Below are 18,549 nucleotides of genomic sequence, written 5' to 3'. Positions count from 1 at the left end.
TTATGCCTGTCGAGTCTAAACGGTCGTCTCCGCATTTCTTTGTTGTCTAGCTCCGACTCCCAGACTCTCGGGACATAAGCTGTTTTGACTGTGCGGCAAAGGGCGCCGCTTCGCCAAACCATCTTATGCCTGTCGAGTCTAAACGGTCGTCTCCGCATTTCTTTGTTGTCTAGCTCCGACTCCCAGACTCTCGGGACATAAGCTGTTTTGACTGTGCGGTAAAGGGCTCCGCTTCGCCAAACCATCTTATGCCTGTCGAGTCTAAACGGTCGTCTCCGCATTTCGTTGTTGTCTAGCTCCAAAGGCCAGTCCCTCGGGACATAAGTCAACCCGACGATGTGGCAAAGGGCGCCACATTGCCGGGTCGTCTTATGCCTGTCGGGCCTAAGCGGCCTTTTTCGCTTTTCTTTAATGTCTAGCTCTGACTCCCAGACTCTCGGGACATAAGCTGTTTTGACTGTGCGGCAAAGGGCGCCGCTTCGCCAAACCATCTTATGCCTGTCGAGTCTAAACGGTCGTCTCCGCTTTTCTTTGTAGTCTAGCTCCAAAGGCCAGTCCCTCGGGACATAAGTCAACCCGACGATGTGGCAAAGGGCGCCACATTGCCGGGTCGTCTTATGCCTGTCGGGCCTAAGCGGCCTTTTTCGCTTTTCTTTAATGGCGGCAGAGGGGATCGAACCCCCGACCTCACGGGTATGAACCGTACGCTCTAGCCAGCTGAGCTACGCCGCCGTGCTAGCTCTTTTTAAGCGGTTATTTCCGCTTTGTGAGAACAACATTTCTTATAATACATCCGAACGATCATCCTGTCAATACGTCGTTTCAAAAAAGAAAATTAGTCCGGAAAGCGTCGAAACATTTTGTTTAGTCTCTGCCATGAACAGACAATTTCTTGCCATTCACCTATGTATACTCAAAGCATAGTGAACATAGGGGGAATGGAAATGAAACTGATAGGCAATGTGATACGTCCGACTGGCCAGCCAGTTCAAATGGTTTTCGATATGATTGGAAAAAGAAAAATGGATATAATCATTGCGACCCTTTTCCTAATGGGAACATTTTTCTTGTCGCAAGCTGTCTTGTTTGATGCCGCTGTTCCTTTTTTCTTACCGGTTTGGGCCTTGGCGCGGGCGCGCTTCAGAAAACATCTAATCTGGGTATTCATTGGAGGGATGGTTGGCGGTGCATTCCTTGGATTTGGACAAGCAGTCATCCATCTATTGCAACTTGGACTCTTCAATGCAGTTATTAGATACCCATTGACGCGAAAGGCGGTTCCCCTTACGGTGGCAGGTTGTATCATTGTGATTCAGGTTTTGTGGCAGTTTGTAATGCATGCCGGTCAACCGCCCGTAGAAGTTCAATTATTTATCGGTTTTGAAGCGATTCTGGCTTTATTCATGACCTTTTTCCTTTTTATCGCATTTCCGCCTGCGGATCGTATTTTTTTTGGACAATGGACGCCTGAACGGCTAGGTGCTGCTTGCATTGTAGGGGCAATGGCTACAACAGGGATGAGCGGGATCATGATTGGCCACGTGTCAGTTGCTGGAACACTTATTCACCTAACAATTCTTCTTGCTGCGCTGGTTGGAGGTCTCCCATTTTCAACGACAGTTGCGATGATTGTCGCTGCTATTGTCGGAATAGCGGAATTGTCATTCACCGGAATGATGGCGGTCTATGGTATGACGGGATTTTTTGCTGGATCGCTCCGTCGGTTCGGAAAAGTTGGTATTGCTGTAGGGGGAGTTTCTGTTTCGGTATTTTTTCTCATGTATGACCTGACATTGCCATTAGATAGCTCGCATTTTGTTACGCTGGGTGTAGCGACTACAGTATTTTTATTGATACCTCAAAAAAAAGTGGAACCGATTCGACTCGTCTTTTATCCGAAAAATAAAGAGGTTTCGGAAAAACGTCACGAATGGTTGGCGGACCGGCTTGATGAACAACTTTCCGATTTTCAACAATTTTCCGAGTTTATGTCGACACTTGTCGGCGGTCGCTTATCATCTCCAGTGGATGCGGATGTCCCGATGGTGCAAATTATTCCGGCGACATGTCAATCCTGTTTTCGTTATTCAAAATGTTGGGAGGGATCAGATGAAGGTATGGCTCAACTTCTCAATGAATGGAAATCGATCTATTCATTGACGAAAAAAGCCACACGTCACCGAGTTGAGGAAAAAATTAAATATAAGTGTATTCGTTTCACTGGGCTTATTACAGAACTGGAAGAGCAGGCTTCTAACCGTTTATTGTCAGGTCAACTCCAACACGGTCGTAAAATGCTAGCACTTCAGTTACGGGATATGAGTACACATCTAGACAAAATTATGAATGAAATAAAAGAAGATCTGTCTGTGTACAAGCCTGCTGAAGAAGAACTTTCGAAACGGCTTCAAGAGAAAGGCATCGAATACTTTCAAATTGATATCTTGTCAGGGGAAAGAGGAGCGCGACGCATCGTTTGTTGTATCCCAGAAAAAAGATCCGATTTTGAAACAGATACGACTGTGGCAGAACGTCTTATCTTGCCGATACTTGAAGAGATGTACGACGAACCGTTTCAGGTCGCCAAGTCTTCCGTACAACAAGAACCTTTCCCACATATTCAACTGACGTTCAGCTCAGCAGTCCGTTTTTCGCTAGATTATGGTATTATCGCAACGGCTGGAGGAGAATCATTTCATGCAGGTGATGCTTATGAAGTTTTCTCGATTCATGAAGGACTTACGGCAGTTTTATTGTCGGATGGGATGGGGCAGGATATAAATGCATACCGTGAAAGTCAGAAGGTGATTCGTCTAATGAGGGAATGCTTGAATCGAAAAATGGATCCTGAAACAGCGATGCATACGCTTCACTATATGATGTCGTTAAATGGGCTTGATGATATGTACGCAACACTTGATCTTGCTCTTGTTGATTTGCAGTCGGGTCGGCTTTGGTCCTGGAAAGCTGGATCGATGAGCACGTATATCAAACGTGGAGATGATTTTTTAAGACTTGACAGCAAATCTGTACCCGTCGGCTTTCTTCCTTCCTTTTCTGTGGAGTCAAAGAATGAAGAATTGAAAGCGGGAGATCTAATTGTCATGTTAACGGATGGATTATTTAATGGGGATATTTCACTTGAAAAGCAAGAGAAATCCATTTATAGCACACTTGAAAAGTACGGGGAGTTCGATTGTGGCAAAATTGCGGATCGTATCATGCATGAAATGGAGCGGAAGTTTGGAGTTGTAGCAGATGATCGAACTGTGCTAGTGATGAAAATTGATCATGTTCTACAGGAATGGTCAAGTTTTACGCCTTACTCACAAATTATTTCCCGGGAAAAGATGATAGGATAGTAGAGAGGGAAGGGAGTAGGTGTGACTGTGGATAAATTCGGCAATAAAATCTTCCACTTCATCAAAGAATGGTTACTGATTGTGCCAGGAAACCGCGTTCTTGTTGGTTGCTCTGGCGGTGTCGACTCGGTGGCGCTTCTACATTTTATGGCTTCCAATCGAGGGAAGATGGGAGTGGAAGTGGCTGCAGTCCATGTCGATCATATGCTGCGGGCGGAAGAATCAGCAGCAGACGGCATGCTTGTTGAAGACCTATGTAAAGTATTGGACATTCCATTCTATGGTGGAAGTGTACCTGTGCCTGCTATCCTTGCGAAAGACGGCGGCAATGTCCAGGCTGTTTGTCGGGCGGGAAGATACGCCTTTTTTTCAGAAGTTATGAAAAAGAATGGCTATGGAATCCTGGCAACAGCACATCATGCCGAGGATCAGCTTGAAACGGTGCTGATGCAAATGACGAAAGGTAGTCAGCCATCAGGCATACCAGTACAACGGAAATTAGATGGAGGCCTTGTCATACGACCATTCTTGCCAACTATGAAGTCGGAACTTCAATCGTATGTCACGGAAAATGACCTGCGATTTCGTGAAGATCCGAGCAATGATAGTGATGCTTATATGCGCAACCGTTTTCGCCGACATGTCGCCCCGTTTCTCCTGACTGAAAATCCTGCTACCGCCATAAATGTAGTGAAAATGACTGGTTGGCTTCAGGAGGATGAGGATTTACTTGGAACGTTAGCAAAGGGTCATTTTGAAAGAATTGTCAAATTCACGAAGGAAGGTCTTCCTTTCATTGACAACTATACTTTTTTTGATATGCACTCAGCTTTACAAAGAAGGGTGATTACACTACTATTGAGTTATCTTTATGATGGAGAGCATGTACCCGTTGAGTACAATTCCACACTCATTAGTCAGCTGTTACGCCATCTCTCTTCACAACGAGGGAATGTGTCTGTTAACCTCCCTCGCGGTTATCGTTTTATCCGCGAATATGGCAAGCTGACGTTCGTTCGAGATACGTTGCTTCAAGAAACGTCGATATGTATAGTGTTGCCGAAAGGTGTTTGGACACGTTGGGGAAATGATATGCAGCTTTATTGGGCGGAAATGGACGATCCGAGTATAGGATTATTTACAGATATAGAGAATGTTATGTATTTTGATTTACCTGACTCAGCCCTTCCTTTGTCAATCAGGAAGAGAGTGGATGGTGATCGAATTTTATTACCAGGTATGGCACATTCAAAGCGTCTGTCTAGGTTGTTCATTGATGAAAAAGTAGGACAGAAGGAACGTGACTGTTTGCCGGTCATTATTACAGCACAAGGGGATGTCTGTGCGGTACCGGGATTGCGGTACGGTGAGGCATTTTCGAAAAAGAAGACAGCTGAAAATAAGTACATATTCAGTGTAAGAAAGTTGTAATCTACTCGTTTGAAAGAGGAGGAATTCCGATGTTGGCGAAAGATATCAAAGAAGTGTTGATCACAGAAGATGAAATTCAAGAAAAAATTCAGGAGCTTGGTGCAGTGTTGACTGAAGAATACCAAAATAAGTTTCCGCTTGCAATCGGTGTACTTAAAGGGGCTCTGCCTTTCATGAGTGATCTCATTAAGCGGGTTGACGCTTACATTGAACTCGATTTCATGGATGTTTCAAGTTATGGTAACGCGACGGTTTCATCAGGTGAAGTGAAAATCGTTAAAGACTTGAACACAAGTGTTGAAGGACGCGATGTGTTAATCATCGAGGATATCATTGATAGTGGAAAAACACTGAGTTATCTTGTCGAACTGATGAAATACAGAAAAGCCAACTCAATTAAAGTTGTTACACTTCTCGATAAGCCGACAGGCCGGAAAGTAGATTTGAAAGCGGATTATGTAGGTTTCGTTGTGCCGGATGCATTCGTTGTCGGGTATGGACTTGACTATGCAGAAAAATATAGAAATTTACCTTATATTGGTGTGTTGAAAAAGGAAATCTACTCTTTTTGAAAGCATTTTGACGAACTGATTAGAGGGTCTGCGGAAAGCTCTTTCAAATAAGGCATTTTCGTTGAAGATTGGTTCTTACATATGTTAAGATTTACACTAGTTTTCTGTTTAAAGAAATGAGGAGGCTTGGGATGAATCGGATATTTCGATACTTTCTATTATACGGATTGATTTTCCTTGCAATTATGGGGATATTTAGCTCACTTAATAAAACGGACCAAAAGACACAAGATATTAATTTTACAGAGTTCTCGACCTTGCTTTCAAAAGGTAAAGTAGAGTCAGTTACACTCCAGCCAGATCAGCTCGTATGGATAATTAAAGGTAAAATGGAAGCCGCTAAAAAAGATGAAAAGGTCGACGTATTCATCACGACTATGCCACAGCATAATGAAAAAATGATGAATGACTTGAACAAACTTGCTGGCGACAATAAAACGAAGGTCGAGTACTTGGAAGCTCCATCAACAAGCGCTTGGGTATCATTCTTTACAGGTCTTCTACCTTTCATCATCATCTTCATCCTGTTTTTCTTCTTGTTAAATCAAGCGCAGGGCGGCGGTGGCGGTCGTGTTATGAACTTTGGTAAAAGTAAGGCGAAGCTTCATACAGATGACCGGAAAAAAGTTCGCTTCACAGATGTTGCGGGAGCGGATGAAGAAAAGGCGGAGCTTGTGGAAGTCGTTGATTTCCTAAAAGATTCGACGAAGTTTGTTGAAGTCGGCGCACGTATTCCAAAAGGGATTCTGTTAGTTGGACCTCCTGGTACAGGTAAAACGTTACTTGCACGTGCAGTTGCCGGTGAAGCTGGCGTACCTTTCTTCTCGATTTCAGGTTCTGATTTCGTAGAAATGTTTGTTGGGGTTGGAGCATCTCGTGTGCGTGATCTATTTGAAAACGCGAAAAAGAATGCACCTTGTATCATTTTTATTGATGAAATTGATGCAGTCGGTCGCCAACGTGGCGCAGGTCTCGGCGGCGGACATGATGAACGTGAACAAACGTTGAACCAACTACTTGTTGAAATGGATGGTTTCGGTGAAAACGAAGGCATCATCATCGTAGCAGCGACGAACCGTCCGGATATTCTTGACCCTGCACTTCTTCGACCAGGACGTTTTGACCGTCAGATTACTGTTGGTCGTCCGGATGTCAAAGGAAGAGAAGCGGTTCTTAAAGTGCATTCGCGTAACAAACCGTTTGATGATACGGTTAACTTAAAAGCACTTGCACAACGTACACCTGGTTTTTCTGGTGCCGATCTTGAAAACTTGTTGAACGAAGCGGCGCTTGTCGCAGCTAGACGCAACAAGAAGAAAATTGATATGGCGGATATCGATGAAGCAACAGATCGTGTTATTGCAGGTCCTGCAAAAACAAGTCGTGTTATTTCGAAGAAGGAACGCGATATCGTCGCATTCCACGAAGCGGGTCACGTTGTTGTAGGACTGACACTTGATGATGCGGAAATCGTCCATAAAGTAACAATCGTCCCTCGAGGACAGGCAGGCGGCTATGCTGTTATGCTTCCGAAAGAGGATCGTTACTTCATGACGAAACCGGAACTTCTCGATAAAATTGCGGGACTTCTTGGTGGACGTGTAGCTGAGGAAGTCATTCTTGGTGAAGTATCTACCGGAGCACATAATGACTTCCAACGTGCAACGGGTATCGCGCGTTCGATGGTCACGGAGTACGGAATGAGTGACAAGCTAGGACCGATGCAGTTTGGTCAATCACAAGGTCAAGTCTTCCTTGGCAGAGATTTCAACTCTGAACAGAATTATTCCGAATCGATTGCATATGAAATCGACCAAGAGATGCAACGAATCATCAAAGAACAATATGCCCGCACGAAAGTGATCCTTACGGAGAAACTGGAATTGCTCAAATTGATTGCTACGACACTTCTTGAAGTCGAAACACTCGATGCTGAACAAATTAATCATTTGAAAGACCATGGCACATTACCTGACCGTCCATACGATCACGTTGATGAAGAAGTTATCTCACTCGACAAAGGAGATGCTTCAGAAGACAATGATTCTACGGTTAACCCTGATGTGACTGGAGCACCAACGGATCCATCAATCGGCGACTTACCAAAGGGGTTTGAGACGGTGGAGCCACTCAAATCAATTGATGAAAAACGTAGAGATTAAATGATGAATAAAAGCCGACTGTGTTTTTGGAGCAGTCGGCTTTTTTCTGTACTATAAACTATGGTATGATGTGTTGGAAAACGTCGAAGTTAGCGAGGAAACCATTATGATTTTAGTGTTGGATACAGGAAATACAAATATTGTTCTTGGCATCTATGAACAAGGAGAACTTAAATTCCATTGGCGTATGGAAACACACAGACATAAGACGGAAGATGAGTATGCAATGCAAGTGAAATCACTTTTCTCCCATGTCGGCCTTACATTCGAAGATGTGAAAGGTATCATCATCTCATCCGTGGTACCACCTGTCATGTTCCCACTTGAGCAGATGTGTAGAAAATATTTCAACCAAAAACCGCTTATTGTCGGACCGGGCGTGAAAACAGGGTTGAATATTAAATACGAAAATCCGCGTGAAGTTGGTGCGGATCGTATTGTTAATGCAGTCGCAGCAACACATGAATATGGAAATCCGTTGATTATTGTCGATTTCGGAACAGCTACTACCTACTGTTATGTCAATGAGAGAAGTGAATACATGGGCGGAGCGATTGCGCCTGGTATTGGGATTTCAATGGAAGCTCTGTTTGACCGGGCATCCAAATTACCGCGCATTGAACTGACACGTCCAGACCATGTTGTAGGGAAAAACACAGTTGCTGCAATGCAGGCAGGAATTATTTATGGCTATGTAGGGCAAGTCGAAGGAATTGTCGCGCGTATGAAGTCGCAAAGTAAAGAAGAGCCGACCGTCATAGCGACAGGAGGACTTGCGGATTTAATAGCGAGCGAAACTACAGTCATAGATCACGTTGACAATTTTCTCACACTTAAGGGGCTTCACCTAATATACGAACGCAATATGTGAAAGGGGTAGAGAGTGATTATGAATGATTACTTAATAAAAGCGCTTGCGTTTGACGGTACAATTCGGGCGTATGCAGTACGATCTACTGAAACGGTTGCCGAGGTGCAACGCCGTCACATGATGTGGCCAACAGCTACAGCCGCTCTGGGTCGTTCGATGTCTGCAGCAGTTATGATGGGTGCCATGGTAAAAGGTGAAGATAAGCTGACCGTGAAAATTGAAGGAAATGGGCCACTTGGTTCGATGATTATTGACACAAACGCGTATGGCGAAGTCCGTGGTTATGTAGCGAATCCGCAAACGCATTTCGATTTGAATGAACAGGGTAAACTCGATGTAAAGCGTGCGGTCGGTACAGAAGGTATGTTGTCAGTCGTGAAAGATTTAGGGCTTCGTGATTTTTTTACAGGGCAAGTGCCCCTTGTATCTGGCGAAATTGCCGAAGATTTCACGGAATACTTTGTTGTGTCCGAGCAGGTTTCGTCTGCTGTAGGGCTTGGTGTACTTGTCAACACGGATAATACGGTTAGGGCTGCAGGTGGGTTCATCATTCAGGTAATGCCGGGTGCAACGGAGGAAACGATTGAAAAGCTGGAAGAGCGGGTTGCGAATGTCGAGCCGATTTCGAAGTTGATTGATCGAGGTCTTACTCCAGAAGAAATTCTAAGTGAGGTGCTCGGTACGGAAAATGTGGAAGTCCTTGACCGAATGGATGTCTCATTCAAGTGTAATTGCTCGAAAGAACGATTTGGCAACGCGATTATTGGTCTTGGTGAGAAGGAAATTCAGGAAATGATAGATGAGGATGGGTGTGCAGAAGCAAATTGTCAGTTCTGTTTGGAATCCTATGTCTATCCAATAAATGAATTGGAAGGTTTCATCCATGAGATACAATCACAGTCCTAAGATGGGTGGGGAGCAGTTGCCGAAGCGTAAACTGAAGACAAAACCGCTTCTTGTGTTGATTGGGGTCCTTTTTGGCTTCAACATCCTCTGGTTCATAGGTTGGCTCATTCCGGCCAAGCCGAAGGGAGTAGGTGAAGAGGTGGCCTCCGTCTCAGGGCAACCAATTACACGGGAACAATGGATGATGGCGATGGAAAAGGAAATTGGACGTGAAACACTTCTGAATCTTGTCAATGGAAAAGTAATGGAAGAGGCCGCGAAGCGATACGCAATCGATGTATCTGATAAGGAAATCGATCTTGAAATCGCATTGATCCGTTCTGTGGATGGTCGCTCGTATTCGGGTTTGGATATGAAAACGCTGCGTCAGAAAATCCGTTCAAACATTATTCTTGAAAAAGTTTTGTCGAAAGACGTTGTTATTAAAGAAGAAGAAGTCAAGAAATTTTATGATGAAAATGAATCGCTTTATAACTTGTTGGCTGCATATCGAACGTCTATTATCGTCGTTCCGACAAAAAAAGAGGCGGGGCAGTCACTTGAGGAGCTTGCACAAGGTTCCAGTTTCGATGTTCTTGCAAAAGAGCGGTCCAAAGATCTTTCTTCAGCAAGTCTAGGTGGGGATATCGGTTATATCAATGAATCGACTGATACCATTGATAAAGCCGTAGTAGAAACAGCTGCGAAGATGAAAGAGGGAAAGACTAGTGAAATTATCAAATTGAGCGATGGATCATTTGCGATTATTCATGTGAGTGAAGTGATGACAGGACAGTCGTTTCAATTTGATGAAGTGAAGGAACACATAAAGCGTGAGTTGGCAATTGAACAACTTCCACAATCGGTTAGCACTGAAATATTTTGGAAAGAATTCGATGCGAAGTGGTTTTATGGTAAATGATTGAAGTTGTCTGGAAACCGGTTGAAATCGGAGCTTCTAGACAGCTTTTCTCGTTTTTATAGGATTAATCAGAGCAGGGTTGGGAAAAAGTATAGATACGATAAGAAACAATACAATGATTGACAATACGCACAAAGTGATAGTAATATAAATACTATAAAGCATATTAAAATAGTAGGGATTAGGAGAGGGTAAATATGAATTTAGTTGGAAACTCTATTGTGGATCTTGTTGGGAAGACGCCGATTGTTAAATTGAACAGAATGACGGGTGCGGAAGACGCGGAAGTCTATTTGAAATTGGAATATTTCAATCCAGGCTCCAGCGTCAAAGACCGAATTGCGCTTGCGATGATTGAGGCGGCAGAGAAGTCAGGGGATCTGAACGAAGGAAGTACAATCATCGAACCAACGAGTGGCAACACAGGGATTGGTCTCGCGATGATTGCGGCTGCGAAGGGGTATAAGTCTGTCCTTGTCATGCCGGACACGATGAGTATGGAACGTCGTAACTTGTTGCGTGCATACGGTGCGGATCTGGTTTTGACACCTGGAGCTGAAGGAATGAAGGGCGCCATTGGAAAAGCGGAAGAACTCGCTAAGGAGAATGATTGGTTTATCCCGCAGCAGTTTAATAACGAAGCGAACCCTGAAATTCATCGCTTGACGACAGGTCCTGAGATTGCGGACGCGATGGATCGTGTCGATGCGTTCATTTCCGGGATTGGAACAGGTGGTACAATTACTGGGGTAGGTAGTGTTTTGAAAGAACGCTTCCCGTATGTGAAAATCATTGCGGTTGAACCAACGGATTCCCCTGTTTTATCGGGTGGGAAGCCTGGGCCACATAAGATCCAAGGAATCGGAGCTGGATTCATTCCGAAAGTACTTGATACTCATATTTACGATGAAATCATTCAGGTGACGAACGATGAGGCGTATGACATGGCGAGGCGCGCTGCACGTGAAGAAGGGATTCTTGGCGGTGTTTCGTCGGGAGCCGCAATTTTCGCGGCGTTGCAGGTGGCGAAGAAGTTGGGCAAAGGGAAGAAGGTCGTTACGATTCTTCCTTCAAATGGCGAGCGCTATTTGAGTACACCGCTCTATCAATTTGACGAATAATAACGAAGGTGAAGAAGGAGTGAAGATGCTCCTTCTTTTTTTGTGGCGTAAAGTGATGTTTTCGCGGTAAGATGAAATAACTAAATGTTATCGGGAGGAAACCAAAATGCAAGGACAACAACTAACGTATACAACGAAGGCAATGACGAAAGAACAATTTTTCTATGCGTATAAGGAGCTAGCACTTGCTCACGAGTGTCATCTTCTTCTTGAAAGTGGCCGTGGTGGGAAATTGTGTATGGCAGGAATCGATCCGCTAGTCACACTTCGAACGCTGGAGGGGGATAAGTTGCAACTTATCTGGCGTGACGGTACGGAAGAAGTACGAGAAGGGGAACCGCTTGAACTTCTGACTGAATTTGTTGAGTCATACGAAGTGGATAGGATTCCGGAGCTTCCAGAATTCCAGGGCGGTGTGACGGGTTTCATCAGTTATGACTACGTTCGTCGTTATGAGAATATCCCGACCGATGCGGAAGATGACCTCGGGACGCCTGATTTGTTCTTCTACTTGTTCGATCGGTGGGCAGTTCTTGATATCGAAAAGGAAACGGCCTATTTCATGACACTTCCAGGTTGTGGTTTGGAGCCAGTTGAGTTGGAGTCAGAATGGTCGACGGTGGTTTCGGTAGGGATGGAAAAACAGACTTTCATGCCAGGAGTGGCCCTAGAAATTCCTGTAGCGCAAGAGGATCTTGAGGTTTCTGTAACCGGACCACAATTTGAACAAATGGTACGTGATGTGCAAACTTATATTGCTAATGGAGAAGTCATTCAAGTAAACCTTTCCGTGCGGCAATCAAAACAGCTAACCACACATCCGCTTGATATGTATGAGGCGCACCGTTCATTCAACCCGTCGCCTTATATGGCGTCAATTGGTTCGCCTGAATTTAGCGTTGTCTCAGGCTCACCCGAATTGCTATTGAAAAAACGTGGTGACGAGCTGAGCACACGCCCTATCGGCGGGACGAGGCCTAGAGGGATGAGTGAGAGTGAAGACCTAGCGCTTAGGGCGGAACTGTTGTCCAATGAAAAAGAGAAAGGCGAACATATTATGCTTGTCGATTTAGAGCGTGAAGACCTGGAACGCGTCTGTGCACCGGGGACGGTGGAAACGAATGAGTTCATGGTCGTGGAAAAATATTCACACGTCATGCACCTCGTTTCTAACGTCCGTGGAACAGCGGCAGAGGGTATCTCGAATGCAGACATTGTCAAAGGGGTATTCCCGGGAGGCACGATTACGGGCGCTCCGAAGCTTCGCACGATGGAAATCATTGAAGAACTCGAGCCGACACGAAGAGGCTTGTATACAGGTTCAATCGGTTGGTTCGGCTTCAATGGTGATTTTGAATTGAATGTCGTCATCCGCACAGCTTTCATCCAAGATGGAATTGCTCATATCCAAGCGGGCGCAGGCCTTGTTGCTGATTCAGTTCCTGCAGCGGAATATATCGAATCGCTGAATAAGGCGAAAGCGCTGTGGCAAGCGAAGGCAATGGCGGAGAATTTAACGTGTGGAAAGTGAGGTTGCGATTGGATGTGCTGGATGAATGGCGAGTTCATGAAGGCGGAGGATTTGAAGATTTCTCCGTTTGATCACGGGTTTTTATATGGGGTTGGTTTTTTCGAAACGTTCCGAACGTATGCGGGTGACGTGTTTTTATTCGAAGAACATATGACTCGATTACGGGCTGCACTGACAGAATACCGAATCACCATGCCGTATGATGATGAAAAGATTCTTGTGGCGGTTCGTACGTTAGATGAAAAGTCGGGGGATGCGGATGGTTATTTTCGACTGAATGTATCCGCGGGTGTACATGACATCGGCCTCGCCCCTTCTTCATATACGACACCGAACGTCATTTTATTTAGAAAAGTGCTGGTTCCTACTGTCCGCGGTGTAGAAAAGAAGGCGGTGTGGCTTGATACCCAGCGCAACCGACCGGAAAGTAAAGTTCGACACAAATCCCATAACTTCCTAAACAATGTGCGAGGTCGATTGGAGTTGCCTTCTTTGAAAGAGGTGGAGGGACTTTTTGTGACAGCGGAAGGTTTTGTTGCCGAAGGGATTACATCCAATGTTTTTTGGATGAAAGATGGTGAGCTCTATACGCCGGCGATTGAAACGGGTGTTTTACCGGGTACTACACGTGCATATCTGATTAGGCTTGCGCAATCGATAGGTATTGATGTGAATGAAGGTTTTTATGGAAAAGTAGATGTAGAAAATGCGGACGAACTCTTCGCTTCGAATGCGGTGCAGGAACTTGTACCGTTATCAGGAATCGGGGAAATCTCGTTCCCAGGTGCTTCGGGGGTTTATTATAAAAAGTTGCACGGACTATATGTGAAAGCGATAGAACGAATGAAAGAAGGTGGCCACTGATGAAATTGGCTAATGCGTGGGATGTGTACCGCTTTGGAAATACGGAAATGGATTTCCGGAGAGAAACAGTTATCATGGGCATATTGAATGTTACGCCGGATTCTTTTTCGGACGGTGGGGAGTTTGGACATAGTGATGCGGCGCTTAAGCGAGCAGAGGAAATGCTTTACGAAGGGGCTAAAATTATCGATATCGGCGGGGAATCGACTCGTCCGGGACATGCGCCAGTTTCATTGGATGAAGAGCTTGAACGAACTGTACCGATTATCGAGGTGTTGGTGAAAGAACTTGGATGTGTTGTGTCGATTGATACTTATAAGGCGGGTGTCGCAGAGGCGGCAGTCAAAGCAGGAGCGCAAATTATCAATGATGTATGGGGAGCGAAACGCGAACCGGCAATCGCGGCAATCGCGGCGAAGTATGATGTGCCGATCATTTTGATGCATAATCGTAAGGAGGCTGTGTATGAGAGGACTTTCATGGCCGAAGTGCTAGCGGACTTAGAAGGAAGTATTGCGATTGCTTCGGAAGCGGGCGTTGTGAAAGAACATATTTGGCTCGATCCGGGCATCGGTTTCGCGAAAAGCACCGCTCAAAATGTCGTCGTGATGCAACGACTACAAGATATTGTGGAAATGGGCTACCCGGTCCTGCTCGGGACATCCCGGAAATCGATGATAGGCAACGTGTTAGAATTACCTGTTGGAGAACGGCTGGAAGGAACGGGTGCAACGGTCTGCCACGGGATCGAACAAGGATGCCATATTATGCGTGTTCATGATGTAAAAGAAATTGCCCGTATGGCGAAAATGATGGATGTCTTAATCGGAAAAACAGTTTTTGTAAAATAGGAGGATGCTTTATGGATTATATCCATCTGAACGAAATGGAATTTTATGGCTATCACGGTGTGTTGCAGGAGGAAATGAAACTTGGTCAACGTTTCAGGGCGACTGTATCGCTCGCGACAGATCTTTCAGAATCGGGTACAACCGATGAATTGGATAAAACGGTGAATTATGCGGATGTATTCAATGTGTGCCGCTCGATAGTCGAAGGTGAGCCGTTTAAACTGATTGAGGCGGTTGCGGAAAGAATCGCTGAATATATTTTGGATATATTCAAGGACAAAGTATTCGGTGTCCGTGTTGTGCTCATTAAACCTGATCCGCCGATTCACGGCCATTATGGTTCGGTGTCGGTCGATATTACAAGGGGACGCTTTATGTGAATCTGGCGTACATTTCAATAGGCTCCAATATTGGAGACAGGTTGCATCAGTTGACGGAGGCGGTGCAAGCACTTCACTCGCAAGGCGATATAACGGTTACTTCTGTATCTTCTGTCTATGAAACGGCACCTGTCGGCTATGTGGATCAAGCGGACTTCCTGAATATTGTTCTATGTATGGAAACAGATTTAAGTGCAGACGTGTTACTTGAAATATGTGGAAAAATCGAAGTACAGTCGGGTCGGGAGCGCGCAATTAGATGGGGTCCTCGAACTGTAGACCTTGACATTTTGCTATATAATAACGACAATATTGAATCAGAGAACTTAATTGTACCGCATCCGCGTATGCATGAGCGGGCGTTCGTCCTCATCCCACTCCTCGAGATCGCTCCTACTATTGCCCATCCGGAAACAAATAGGTTTTATTCGGAGGAAGTAGCTGTCGGGGATAGTGGCGTTATGTGTTGGAAGAAGATTGATGGGATCGACCATTTCCTGCAACTCGGTAAATGAATCGTCCTGAACCATATATTCTGTGTAAAACAGGCGACATGTCTGGAAAGGAGAAAGAGTAATGAACGATAGGAAAGAACGACCATTTAAAATTGGTGATATTACAATGGATAACCGCGTAGTGCTTGCACCAATGGCGGGAATTTGTAACTCTGCGTTCCGTCTAACAGTAAAAGAATTCGGTGCGGGTCTTGTCTATGCTGAAATGATCAGTGACAAAGGAATCGTCTATAAAAACGATAAAACGATGAGCATGCTTCATATTGATGGACGTGAAAATCCATTATCCCTGCAAATCTTTGGCGGGGATAAGGACACATTTGTCGAGGCGGCGAAATACGTCGATAAGCATACAACAGCGGATATCATTGACATCAACATGGGCTGTCCGGTCAATAAAATCATCAGATGCGAGGCGGGAGCGAAGTTGCTTCTTAGTCCGGAAAAGATTTATGACATGGTAAAGGCTGTTGTAGACAATGTGGATAAACCTGTTAGTGTGAAAATACGCATCGGTTGGGATGAAGAGCATATCTTTGCAGTCGAAAATGCGCAAGCGGTCGAACGTGCAGGCGGCGCAGCGGTTGCTGTCCATGGGCGTACCCGTGTACAAATGTATGAAGGAAAGGCAAATTGGGCTGTCATCCGTCAAATGAAAGAAGGGGTCTCGATTCCGGTGATTGGCAACGGTGACGTTGAAACACCGCAAGATGCGAAGCGTATGCTGGATCAGACAGGTGTTGATGGTGTCATGATTGGACGCGCGGCACTCGGCAACCCTTGGATGATTTATCGTACAGTGAAGTATCTTGAAACAGGAAAATTGGTGGGAGAGCCGGATGTTCGAGAAAAAATCGACGTCTGCTTGCTTCATTTCGAACGTCTTATGAAGCTAAAAGGTGAACATGTTGCTGTACGTGAAATGCGCAAACATGCCTCATGGTATTTAAAGGGCGTACGCGGAAACGCGAAAGTGCGTAACCATATCAATGTAATGGAGACGGCAGATGATTTGATCAATCTTTTGAACGACTTTGCAGATGAGATGATGGAACGCGAACGAGTGGCAGTAAGTACGATTTGATAAACGATAGGGCTACCGTGTATTGCGGTGGTTCTTTTTATTACATAAAAGTAGGGTTCAGATAAGTAAAGCGTGTTCGAGTTACTCAAATTGTGTACAATAGATGCATACTGTTCAAAGAACTGGATAATAATGAAGGAGTGAAAGAAATGTCCCATTTGGATGAATTAAACGATCAGCTTCTGGTGAGACGCCAGAAGATGGAGGATATACGAGAGGGTGGATTGGATCCATTCGGTTCAAGGTTTGAACGGACCCACCTCTCAAATGAGATTCGGAGTAAATATGAAGAGTTTTCTAAAGAAGAACTCGATGAAACACCCCGTGAAGTTAAAATTGCAGGGCGCATCATGACGAAACGTGGAAAAGGGAAAGCAGGCTTTGCGAATTTGCAAGACCTTGGCGGACAGATTCAGATTTACGTTAGACAAGATGCGATTGGTGAAGATAACTACAAACTCTTTACAAGTGTAGATCTCGGTGACATTGTGGGGATTACAGGAACAGTATTCAAAACGAAAGTCGGCGAACTATCTATTAAAGCAACAGAATTCACATTCCTGACAAAAGCACTTCGTCCGTTGCCTGAGAAATTCCACGGGTTAAAAGATATCGAGCAACGGTACCGTCAAAGGTATCTTGACTTAATCTCAACAGAAGGAAGTAAGGAGACATTTATTTTAAGAAGTCGTATCATTCAATCGATGCGTCGGTATTTAGATGGGCAAGGGTTCCTTGAGGTGGAAACACCGATGCTCCATGCGATTGCGGGAGGGGCTTCTGCAAGGCCGTTCATCACACATCATAATGCGTTAGATATGACTCTTTACATGCGTATCGCAATCGAACTTCATCTAAAAAGACTTATTGTGGGTGGACTTGAAAAGGTATATGAAATCGGACGTGTCTTCCGTAACGAAGGAATTTCCACGCGTCATAACCCGGAATTCACAATGATTGAATTATATGAAGCGTATGCGGATTACAATGATATCATGGAACTCACAGAAAACATGGTTGCCCATATTGCACAAGATGTGCTGGGCACAACCCAGGTTCAATACGGAGAAGATACAATCAATCTATCACCGGGGTGGAAACGCCTGCATATGGTTGACGCAGTAAAAGAATATACAGGCGTAGATTTCTGGACAGAGATGACGAAGGAAGAAGCACATGCACTTGCCAAAGAAAATGGTATTGAAGTGGCAGCGATGATGGAAGTTGGACATGTATTGAATGAATTCTTCGAACAAAAAGTAGAAGAACAACTTGTGCAACCGACATTTATCTACGGACATCCAGTGGAAATTTCACCACTTGCGAAGAAAAATCCTGAAGATGGCCGCTTCACGGATCGCTTCGAGTTGTTCATCGTTCGTCGTGAACACGCAAATGCGTTTACGGAACTGAATGATCCAATCGATCAGCGACAACGTTTCGAAGCGCAACTTGTTGAGAAAGAACAAGGAAACGATGAAGCGCACGATATGGACGACGACTTTATAGAAGCATTAGAGTATGGATTACCTCCTACAGGGGGCCTTGGTATTGGTGTTGACCGTCTCGTAATGCTATTGACGAATGCACAATCCATCCGAGATGTTCTTTTGTTCCCGCAAATGCGTTTTAAAGAATAAGAGATTGGACCGCTGTTCAAAGCTGATTTAAAGGGCTTTGAACAGTGGTTTTTGTTTTTTTTGAGAAAGAAGATGAAAATTATTTCGAAATAAGTGTTGCGTTCTAGGGAATCAGCTGATATAGTAATAAACGTTGCGCTTCCGATAAACAAAAACAACAAAAAAGAAATTGAAATTAGTTGTTGACAAGAAGAGCGTAACTTGATAAGATATAAGAGTTGCTGCTGAAACAATAGCAACCAACTAATAAGGAATGTAACTTAATTCCTTTCAAATGAACCTTGAAAACTGAACAGCAAAACGTCAACGAAATACAGTTTGGGAAATCGGTTCTGCCGGTGGAACAAACACAATCGAA

16 protein-coding genes and 1 tRNA gene are annotated in these 18,549 nt (G+C 44.6%); 15 read left to right on the top strand and 2 right to left on the bottom strand.

Annotated features, from left to right (window positions below):
• The coding region (locus H4683_RS21525) for a hypothetical protein (RefSeq protein WP_225942143.1) at window positions 1–281 on the bottom strand (281 nt) is incomplete at its 3' end.
• Between the two features lie 377 nt (window positions 282–658).
• A tRNA-Met gene (locus H4683_RS15945) sits at window positions 659–732 on the bottom strand.
• A gap of 212 nt (window positions 733–944) precedes the next feature.
• On the opposite strand from H4683_RS15945, the gene H4683_RS15940 reads away from it, so the two are divergent.
• The 15 genes from H4683_RS15940 to lysS all read left to right on the top strand — a co-directional run bounded on the left by H4683_RS15940 (window position 945) and on the right by lysS (window position 18,191).
• The gene (locus H4683_RS15940) at window positions 945–3,362 is read left to right on the top strand and encodes a SpoIIE family protein phosphatase (protein WP_192599826.1); all 2,418 of its coding nucleotides are present in this window, start codon (window positions 945–947) and stop codon (window positions 3,360–3,362) included.
• Between the two features lie 21 nt (window positions 3,363–3,383).
• Window positions 3,384–4,793, top strand: a complete 1,410-nt coding sequence (tilS, locus tag H4683_RS15935) for a tRNA lysidine(34) synthetase TilS (protein ID WP_192599825.1) — start codon at window positions 3,384–3,386, stop codon at window positions 4,791–4,793.
• A gap of 29 nt (window positions 4,794–4,822) precedes the next feature.
• The gene (hpt, locus tag H4683_RS15930) at window positions 4,823–5,365 is read left to right on the top strand and encodes a hypoxanthine phosphoribosyltransferase (RefSeq protein ID WP_192599824.1); all 543 of its coding nucleotides are present in this window, start codon (window positions 4,823–4,825) and stop codon (window positions 5,363–5,365) included.
• 131 nt (window positions 5,366–5,496) lie between these two features.
• The gene (ftsH, locus tag H4683_RS15925) at window positions 5,497–7,527 is read left to right on the top strand and encodes an ATP-dependent zinc metalloprotease FtsH (RefSeq protein ID WP_192599823.1); all 2,031 of its coding nucleotides are present in this window, start codon (window positions 5,497–5,499) and stop codon (window positions 7,525–7,527) included.
• 106 nt (window positions 7,528–7,633) lie between these two features.
• Window positions 7,634–8,398 (top strand): type III pantothenate kinase, encoded by a 765-nt coding sequence (locus H4683_RS15920; protein WP_192599822.1) that lies wholly within the window; start codon window positions 7,634–7,636, stop codon window positions 8,396–8,398.
• Between the two features lie 18 nt (window positions 8,399–8,416).
• On the top strand, window positions 8,417–9,304 hold the full coding sequence (hslO, locus tag H4683_RS15915; protein WP_192599821.1) for an Hsp33 family molecular chaperone HslO: 888 nt from the start codon (window positions 8,417–8,419) through the stop codon (window positions 9,302–9,304).
• Complete coding sequence (locus H4683_RS15910; RefSeq protein ID WP_192599820.1) at window positions 9,282–10,205, top strand: peptidyl-prolyl cis-trans isomerase; 924 nt, start codon at window positions 9,282–9,284, stop codon at window positions 10,203–10,205. Before hslO ends, H4683_RS15910 begins: the two co-directional genes overlap by 23 nt.
• A gap of 197 nt (window positions 10,206–10,402) precedes the next feature.
• Entirely contained in the window at window positions 10,403–11,326 is a 924-nt protein-coding gene (gene cysK / locus H4683_RS15905) for a cysteine synthase A (RefSeq protein ID WP_192599819.1), read from the top strand.
• Between the two features lie 106 nt (window positions 11,327–11,432).
• Window positions 11,433–12,857 carry an anthranilate synthase component I family protein gene (locus H4683_RS15900; RefSeq protein ID WP_192599818.1) on the top strand — a complete coding sequence of 475 codons (1,425 nt, stop codon included), beginning with the start codon at window positions 11,433–11,435 and terminating at the stop codon, window positions 12,855–12,857.
• Window positions 12,858–12,878: 21 nt separating this feature from the next.
• Entirely contained in the window at window positions 12,879–13,721 is an 843-nt protein-coding gene (gene pabC, locus H4683_RS15895) for an aminodeoxychorismate lyase (protein ID WP_225942142.1), read from the top strand.
• On the top strand, window positions 13,721–14,572 hold the full coding sequence (gene folP / locus H4683_RS15890) for a dihydropteroate synthase (RefSeq protein WP_192599816.1): 852 nt from the start codon (window positions 13,721–13,723) through the stop codon (window positions 14,570–14,572). Before pabC ends, folP begins: the two co-directional genes overlap by 1 nt.
• A gap of 11 nt (window positions 14,573–14,583) precedes the next feature.
• Window positions 14,584–14,952, top strand: a complete 369-nt coding sequence (gene folB / locus H4683_RS15885) for a dihydroneopterin aldolase (protein WP_192599815.1) — start codon at window positions 14,584–14,586, stop codon at window positions 14,950–14,952.
• On the top strand, window positions 14,949–15,467 hold the full coding sequence (folK, locus tag H4683_RS15880; protein ID WP_192599814.1) for a 2-amino-4-hydroxy-6-hydroxymethyldihydropteridine diphosphokinase: 519 nt from the start codon (window positions 14,949–14,951) through the stop codon (window positions 15,465–15,467). The genes folB and folK overlap by 4 nt, the downstream gene beginning before the upstream one ends.
• A gap of 61 nt (window positions 15,468–15,528) precedes the next feature.
• Window positions 15,529–16,551 carry a tRNA dihydrouridine synthase DusB gene (dusB, locus tag H4683_RS15875; RefSeq protein WP_192599813.1) on the top strand — a complete coding sequence of 341 codons (1,023 nt, stop codon included), beginning with the start codon at window positions 15,529–15,531 and terminating at the stop codon, window positions 16,549–16,551.
• A gap of 149 nt (window positions 16,552–16,700) precedes the next feature.
• Window positions 16,701–18,191 (top strand): lysine--tRNA ligase, encoded by a 1,491-nt coding sequence (gene lysS, locus H4683_RS15870; RefSeq protein ID WP_192599812.1) that lies wholly within the window; start codon window positions 16,701–16,703, stop codon window positions 18,189–18,191.
• Window positions 18,192–18,549: the final 358 nt, after the last annotated feature.

The organism is Sporosarcina limicola (genome assembly GCF_014873855.1).
Lineage (GTDB): Bacteria > Bacillota > Bacilli > Bacillales_A > Planococcaceae > Sporosarcina > Sporosarcina limicola.
This window is presented reverse-complemented; position numbering and strand designations above follow the sequence as displayed.

Coding starts and splice junctions, on each gene's coding strand:
- ftsH (WP_192599823.1), top strand. CDS start 5,497: ATGAATCGGATATTTCGATACTTTCTATTATACGGATTGATTTTCCTT.
- H4683_RS15920 (WP_192599822.1), top strand. CDS start 7,634: ATGATTTTAGTGTTGGATACAGGAAATACAAATATTGTTCTTGGCATC.
- folB (WP_192599815.1), top strand. CDS start 14,584: ATGGATTATATCCATCTGAACGAAATGGAATTTTATGGCTATCACGGT.
- folP (WP_192599816.1), top strand. CDS start 13,721: ATGAAATTGGCTAATGCGTGGGATGTGTACCGCTTTGGAAATACGGAA.
- lysS (WP_192599812.1), top strand. CDS start 16,701: ATGTCCCATTTGGATGAATTAAACGATCAGCTTCTGGTGAGACGCCAG.
- cysK (WP_192599819.1), top strand. CDS start 10,403: ATGAATTTAGTTGGAAACTCTATTGTGGATCTTGTTGGGAAGACGCCG.
- H4683_RS15900 (WP_192599818.1), top strand. CDS start 11,433: ATGCAAGGACAACAACTAACGTATACAACGAAGGCAATGACGAAAGAA.
- H4683_RS15940 (WP_192599826.1), top strand. CDS start 945: ATGAAACTGATAGGCAATGTGATACGTCCGACTGGCCAGCCAGTTCAA.
- dusB (WP_192599813.1), top strand. CDS start 15,529: ATGAACGATAGGAAAGAACGACCATTTAAAATTGGTGATATTACAATG.
- hpt (WP_192599824.1), top strand. CDS start 4,823: ATGTTGGCGAAAGATATCAAAGAAGTGTTGATCACAGAAGATGAAATT.
- pabC (WP_225942142.1), top strand. CDS start 12,879: ATGAATGGCGAGTTCATGAAGGCGGAGGATTTGAAGATTTCTCCGTTT.
- hslO (WP_192599821.1), top strand. CDS start 8,417: ATGAATGATTACTTAATAAAAGCGCTTGCGTTTGACGGTACAATTCGG.
- H4683_RS15910 (WP_192599820.1), top strand. CDS start 9,282: ATGAGATACAATCACAGTCCTAAGATGGGTGGGGAGCAGTTGCCGAAG.